Genomic DNA, 6,000 nt, shown 5'->3' on the forward strand with positions numbered 1-6,000 from the left:
GCCGGTAACGTCCCGGCACGAAATGGATCCCTCATGAACCTCGTCTCCGTTCGCCTCATCACGGACAACGTCGCCGAACTCGCCGATTTCTACGAGCGGGTCACCGCCGGAACGGTGGTTCGTCCGAATGACAACTTCGCCGAAGTGCAGACGGCAAACGGCACCCTCGCCATCGGCAGCACCGCGACGGTCGCCCTCTTCGGCCCGGGCTCTGCGCGGCCGGCCGACAACCACACAGCGATCATCGAATTTCTCGTGGACGACGTTGACGCCGAGTTCGCCCGCCTTGCCACGTGGATCACCGAGTTCGTCACCGAGCCCACCCTCATGCCGTGGGGCAACAAGTCGCTGCTGTTTCGTGACCCCGACGGCAACCTCGTGAACCTGTTCACTCCGGCGACCCCGCAGGCGATCGAGAAGTTCGCCCGCTTCGCGCGCTGACGGCGGGGATCCGTCAGCCGCGGTCGGGCTGGCGCATCCACTCCGGGAGGAGGGAGTGCGCGATGCGGGCAACTGCCTCCGGGTCATCCGCCCCTCGTGCACCGATTGACAGAACCGCGTACAGCCCCGCAGCGGCGTAGGTCACCTCTACCTCTGCGGTGTCGGACTCGCGCGCGCTGTCGGTCCAGACCAGGCGGTTCTGTACCCGGAAGATCTCGGCGACCCCGCGCAGGTCGGATCCGTTGTCAAAGGCGTCGGCCAGATGGACGAGCTGCGGCTCAGCGCGCAAGAGCTCGACCATTTCTCCGAGGTTCTTGATCGCCGCGGCGTCGAACGAGGCGCCGCTCTCCCGCTCGTCGAAGGCCCGGGCGAGAAGGCGGTCGAAGCTGTCGAGAATCGCAAACCACGCCGCCTCCTCGATGGTGTCGAAGTGATTGTAGAAAGTCGCTCGCGTGACATCCGCCTCCCGGCTCAGGGAGGAAATGCTGCTGAGTTCTCCCTTGCGAGCCAGGCGGTGCATCGCGTCGAGGATCTGCTGACGGGACTTCTGCGACCGTGGGTCGGACGAGATCGGGCGTGCTGCCATGTGCCGAGACGCCCTTTCCGTTGACCTGTGACGTGCGAGCTGTGACTGATGTGCGCCCAGCGAAATTATCTCAGCTGCGCCTCGTGACGCGCGCCCGACACCTAGCGCTTCGGTGCCCAGCTCTTGTTGACGATCTCGAACTCGTTGCCGTCGACGTCGGTGAAGTTTGCGGCGTAGTAGCCCTCCGCGAACTGGGGACGCGGTCCGGGAGCTCCGCTGTCGTTGCCGCCCGCGGCCAGCGCCGCGGCGTGCGTGGCGTCGACGTCAGCCGTGGAATTGGCGGCGATGCCGAGATAGATGCCCTCGATGACATCCCCCTTCGGCCGGCGCAGCCAGATGCTGTTCGCGCCGTCGGCGATGCCGAAGGTGTCGACCTCGGTACCGGGTCCGCCCGAGCTGAACCTGCCGTATTCGTTCCAGCCGAGGGGCTTCAGTGCGGCGAGGAGAAACTCGAACGAGCGCTCTGGGTTGCTCACGGACATGTAGAGGTGGTCAAGCATGGTGGGTCTCCCTGGCTGAGTACCGGCCTGTCGACCGGGAGCTCACGGGGTGGGCTCGTCACCAGTGTGGCACTTCTTTGACAAATGTCCAAGAACTTCTTTACACATGTCAAATAAGGCGCCCAGCACGCAATGTGGGGCGGGTAGTTGCCCATTCCGGTGCCGAAAGGGGGCAACTTCCCGCCCCTCAACGGCGAGTGCAGCAGATGCAGCAGCAGCGAGCTACAGCGCGCCCACCACGAACTCGATGGACTTGATCAGCTGGCGCACGTCATCCGGCTCGATCGCCGTGAAGGTCGCGACCCGCAGCTGGTTACGGCCGAGCTTGCGGTATGGCTCGGTGTCGACGATGCCATTGGCGCGCAGCGTCTTGGCGATCAGCGCCGCGTCGATGTTGTCGTCGAAGTCGATCGTCGCGACGACCTGCGAGCGGTGCGAGGGGTCGACCACGAACGGCGTCGCGAACTCCGAGGCGCTGGCCCAGTCGTACAGCGCCGACGAGGACTCCTTGGTGCGGGCATCCGCCCACGCAAGTCCACCGTTGCCGTTGATCCAATCGATCTGGTTCTCCATGAGCAGCAGGGTCGACAGCGCGGGAGTGTTCAGCGTCTGGTTGAGGCGCGAGTTGTCGATGGCGTTCTTCAGCGACAGGAACTCGGGGATGTACCGATCCGACGCAGCCAGTCGCTCGGCACGCTCGATCGCCGCGGGGGAGAAGAGGGCAAACCACAGTCCGCCGTCGGAGGCGAAGTTCTTCTGCGGCGCGAAGTAGTAGACGTCGGACTCGGCGGCGTCGAAGTCGACTCCACCCGCGGCGCTGGTCGCGTCGATGACGGTCAGCGCGTTCGCGTCGACGCGCTTCACGGGCGCCATAACACCGGTGGATGTCTCGTTCTGGGGCCACGCGTACAGGTCGATCCCCTCGAGGATCTCGACCTCCGCACGCGAGCCACCCGGCGCGTTGATGATGTGCGGCTCCTTGAGCCACGGGGTCTTCGCGGCGGCGCCGAACTTGGAGCCGAACTCACCGAACGTCAGGTGCTCGCTGCGCGTGTCGATGAGACCGAACGCCGCGGCATCCCAAAACGCCGTTGATCCACCATTGCCGAGGATGACCTCGTAGCCATCGGGCAGGCGGAAGAGCTCCGACAGGCCATCGCGCACGCGACCGACCATGTCTTTCACCGGCGCCTGGCGGTGGGAGGTGCCCAGAATCTTTGCCCCAGCGGAAGACAGGTAGTCGAGCTGCTCCTGACGAACCTTGGACGGGCCGCAGCCGAATCGTCCGTCTACGGGCAGGAGGTCGCTGGGAATCGTGATTTGGGCCATACGCAATTATATTGCGTGGGCGGATGCCCCGAATCGACGCCTGCTGACAAATGTCTGTTAGTACAGACATTCCTGTTTCGAGTGTCGACGGTGGCGACGTGCCGCCACGCTACGGGCGAACGTCGCACATCAAGTGAGACGCGTTCTCAAACGGTAGGCTGTGACAGGTAATCGTGCGGGCGACTGGGAGGCATCGATGACGGACCTTGTTGACACCACGGAGATGTACCTTCGGACGATCCTCGACCTCGAAGAAGAGAACATCGTTCCGCTGCGTGCGCGTATCTCCGAGCGCCTCGGCCACTCTGGCCCCACGGTGTCACAGACCATCGGTCGCATGGAACGAGACGGACTGGTGATCGTCGAGGGCGACCGTCACCTGGCCCTCACCGATGGCGGCCGCCGCAAGGCGACGCACGTCATGCGAAAACACCGCCTCGCCGAGCGCCTTCTCGCTGACGTCATTGGCCTGGACTGGGCCTACGTTCACGAAGAGGCATGCCGCTGGGAGCACGTAATGAGCGAGCAGGTGGAGCGCCGTCTGCTCGACATGCTCGGCCACCCCACCGAATCCCCGTACGGCAACCCCATCCCCGGACTCGACGAGCTGGGTGACCCCGCTGCCGCCCGCTTCATGGACGGCGTCACCAGCATCGTCGATCTGGTTGGGAAGACGGATGCCCCGGTGCAGGTGTTGATCCGCCGCCTGGGCGAGCCCGTACAGTTCGAACCCGACCTGCTGCAGCAACTGCAGAACGCAGGCGTAATGCCGGGGGCTACGGCGTCCGTGTCATCCATTGGGTCCTACGTCCTCGTGCAGGTCGAGGGCTTCGGCGAAGGGCTCGAGCTGCCCAACGAGGTCGCCGTGCATATCTACGCGGCATCCTGATCTTTCTGGCTTCACCAAAAGTTTCAGTAACGTGACATTGCGCTGAAACATTTGGCGTTTATGCTGTAGGCACTTGGAGTTCTAAGAAGTTCTCGGGAGAGCTGAATGTTGGAGATACGCACCGTCCAAACCGTGGACGCGCGCGCGCTCTTCTTCATAGGCCACTGCATACAGATGGACGTGCACTGTCACGCCCAGCTCATCTAGGCATCGTCGTTCACGACGGTGTCTTTTTTTGTACGCTAACTCCTTCTTCTTGAGGTTCCAGGTGTAGGTCGAATGCCTGCAAGCCGTGCAGGCATCTTCGAAGGGATGTCATGCGCACTCTTGTGTTGAACGCCGGTTACGAACCCCTCGCTGTTGTGTCTTTCAAGCGAGCACTCGTTCTTGTTATGAACGGGAAGGCGACGATCGTCGCGCAAGATGACGAGCATCCGGTCTGGGGCTCAGGGCGCCCGTGGGATCGCCCGTCCGTGATCATTCTGCGCCGCTACGTGCGTATCCCGAGCGGCCGCAACGTGCCGGTATCCCGCCGCGGAGTACTGCGTCGCGACGCTCACCGTTGCGGATACTGCGGGGCCTCCGCCAACACGATCGATCACGTGATGCCGCGCTCGCGTGGGGGAGCGGACTCGTGGGAGAACCTCATGGCGTGCTGCCTCAAGTGCAACAACAAGAAGGGCGACCGCACGCCCGCCGAAATGAACTGGCAGCTGCTGATCAAGCCGCGGGTTCCGCACGGCAGCACCTGGCTGGTGCGCGGAGTCGAGCAGGCCGAACCCCAGTGGGACGAGTACCTGCCGGCGGCGGCCGTCGCCGCGTAACGCTCACCCGCGGGCCGCACCATTCGTGGTGCGCAGGTCTGTGTCGAGCCGGGATCCATTTCAATGTGACGTGAGGTAATTGGAGCCGAGTCGCCATTCAGCACGCTGCAGGCATGGGTCACGCGACATGAATACGGCACTTGTTAATCTTGCGCCCGTGCTCGAACGTTGCGACATTGTTCGTCGGAAATCTCATATTTTGCTCTAAATACACAATGTGGTGAATATTCGTCGACAAAGAGAGTATTTGTCGATAACCTTCCGAACACGAGCGCTTCAACGACGCACGCGTCTGGGGGAAGATTGTCTGAGGCACATTTTGAAGTCCAATATGTCCACAACCACGCATGCGAGACGGCTGCTTTAGCCGATTGCCATTGTTTCTGTCATGGCGCGGGGCACCAAAATGACCTCGTGGCCAGAGCGGCGTCGTGCTCCAATTCCGCTGACATGTCGGCGTTGCTCGGCGATTTGGAGCGAATCTTCGGTGAATTTCATTCAAGCTTTCGCGACGCGACTGCTCGAACGCGCAGCGCCCGAAGCGTCCTCACATCTGCCGAAATCGGAGCGGTCCGTTTCGACGTTGGTAAAGGTGCAACCAGGTACGAGAGCCTCATTGTTGACGAAACCCTTCATTCGGTTTTCATCGAGATTGCGCAGCGGAGCCTTGCGAGCACGCCAGCCGACCGGAAGCAACAGGAGGAGTTCATAGAACGCATCACGAGGGGAGCCATCACGGTCGTTGGTACCCCGGTGACGTTCACGAACGTTGTCGAATCTCACGTCTGGTGCAGCGTTGTGGCGGAAAAGGTCGTACAGCTCACGACGCAGGCCTCTGCAATTCCGGCTGGCCGGAGCTACGCAGGTGTCGGCTATCCACGTCAGTCTGCTTCCCGGCTGCCGCAATCTCTCGCTGGCGTTCGTTCACAGGGGCTGCAGCACTTGGACGATGCTCTGGCCGCATTTTCGTCACTTTCCGTTTCCCAAGTGGTCGACCTATTGCGATTAGTAGGAGCTGCCACCTGTCCCGATCCGTGGCATCATGCTGCTGTCGTTAGATACTGCCTCGAGCCATTTGTGACGGCTGCGTTGTGGGCACCGTCGAACGCCACCAAGATCGTCAATTCAGCAAATTTCGACGATTTGAGAAGGCGCTGGCAGAGCAAGCGACACTGGTGAGCGAACTGAGACACCATGAACCCGTGCGAGAGGCAGCCGTACGTGGCGTCTCCGTTCGATATGTTGAAGATGTTCGGCAGCCCGATTAGCAGCTCATGAATCGGCCCATTACCCCGACGCCACCATCCGGCGTCAGGACCATCACAAGTAACGGTGACCGGTAAACTCAGATGTGATTGCCTCTGTAGCTCAGTGGAAGAGCAGATCCGTCCTAAGGATATGGCCGGGGGTTCGAATCCCTCCAGGGGCACT

At 62.1% G+C, this 6,000-nt stretch carries 7 protein-coding genes and 1 tRNA gene; 5 read left to right on the forward strand and 3 right to left on the reverse strand.

The genetic code is table 11. The features are described from left to right. The first annotated feature begins 33 nt into the window (after positions 1–33). A complete protein-coding gene (locus HB677_RS16900) occupies positions 34–441 on the forward strand; it encodes a VOC family protein (protein WP_213816906.1) in 408 nt (135 codons plus the stop codon). A 13-nt stretch (positions 442–454) separates the two neighbouring features. Here HB677_RS16900 and HB677_RS16905 read toward each other — a convergent pair whose 3' ends face one another. The 3 genes from HB677_RS16905 to serC form a co-directional block, all read right to left on the reverse strand. Continuing rightward, on the reverse strand, positions 455–1,027 hold the full coding sequence (locus HB677_RS16905; RefSeq protein WP_213816907.1) for a TetR/AcrR family transcriptional regulator: 573 nt from the start codon (positions 1,025–1,027) through the stop codon (positions 455–457). A 101-nt stretch (positions 1,028–1,128) separates the two neighbouring features. Beyond that, the gene (locus tag HB677_RS16910) at positions 1,129–1,527 is read right to left on the reverse strand and encodes a VOC family protein (RefSeq protein WP_213816908.1); all 399 of its coding nucleotides are present in this window, start codon (positions 1,525–1,527) and stop codon (positions 1,129–1,131) included. A gap of 222 nt (positions 1,528–1,749) precedes the next feature. Next, positions 1,750–2,856: a phosphoserine transaminase gene (gene serC, locus HB677_RS16915; protein ID WP_213816909.1), complete on the reverse strand. Its 1,107-nt coding sequence runs from the start codon at positions 2,854–2,856 to the stop codon at positions 1,750–1,752. Between the two features lie 196 nt (positions 2,857–3,052). Here serC and HB677_RS16920 point away from each other — a divergent pair, with 196 nt between their 5' ends. The 4 genes from HB677_RS16920 to HB677_RS16935 all read left to right on the forward strand — a co-directional run bounded on the left by HB677_RS16920 (position 3,053) and on the right by HB677_RS16935 (position 5,998). Next, positions 3,053–3,745, forward strand: a complete 693-nt coding sequence (locus HB677_RS16920; RefSeq protein ID WP_213816910.1) for a metal-dependent transcriptional regulator — start codon at positions 3,053–3,055, stop codon at positions 3,743–3,745. A 317-nt stretch (positions 3,746–4,062) separates the two neighbouring features. Further along, a complete protein-coding gene (locus HB677_RS16925) occupies positions 4,063–4,569 on the forward strand; it encodes an HNH endonuclease (RefSeq protein ID WP_213816911.1) in 507 nt (168 codons plus the stop codon). Positions 4,570–5,019: 450 nt separating this feature from the next. Further along, positions 5,020–5,748 (forward strand): hypothetical protein, encoded by a 729-nt coding sequence (locus tag HB677_RS16930; protein WP_213816912.1) that lies wholly within the window; start codon positions 5,020–5,022, stop codon positions 5,746–5,748. A 178-nt stretch (positions 5,749–5,926) separates the two neighbouring features. Beyond that, a tRNA-Arg gene (locus tag HB677_RS16935) sits at positions 5,927–5,998 on the forward strand. Positions 5,999–6,000 lie beyond the last annotated feature (2 nt).

It is taken from the genome of Glaciihabitans sp. dw_435 (genome assembly GCF_018449675.1).
In the GTDB taxonomy this organism is placed as follows: Bacteria; Actinomycetota; Actinomycetes; order Actinomycetales; family Microbacteriaceae; genus Glaciihabitans.

Coding starts and splice junctions, on each gene's coding strand:
- HB677_RS16910 (WP_213816908.1), bottom strand. CDS start 1,527: ATGCTTGACCACCTCTACATGTCCGTGAGCAACCCAGAGCGCTCGTTC.
- HB677_RS16930 (WP_213816912.1), top strand. CDS start 5,020: ATGTCGGCGTTGCTCGGCGATTTGGAGCGAATCTTCGGTGAATTTCAT.
- serC (WP_213816909.1), bottom strand. CDS start 2,856: ATGGCCCAAATCACGATTCCCAGCGACCTCCTGCCCGTAGACGGACGA.
- HB677_RS16900 (WP_213816906.1), top strand. CDS start 34: ATGAACCTCGTCTCCGTTCGCCTCATCACGGACAACGTCGCCGAACTC.
- HB677_RS16920 (WP_213816910.1), top strand. CDS start 3,053: ATGACGGACCTTGTTGACACCACGGAGATGTACCTTCGGACGATCCTC.
- HB677_RS16905 (WP_213816907.1), bottom strand. CDS start 1,027: ATGGCAGCACGCCCGATCTCGTCCGACCCACGGTCGCAGAAGTCCCGT.
- HB677_RS16925 (WP_213816911.1), top strand. CDS start 4,063: ATGCGCACTCTTGTGTTGAACGCCGGTTACGAACCCCTCGCTGTTGTG.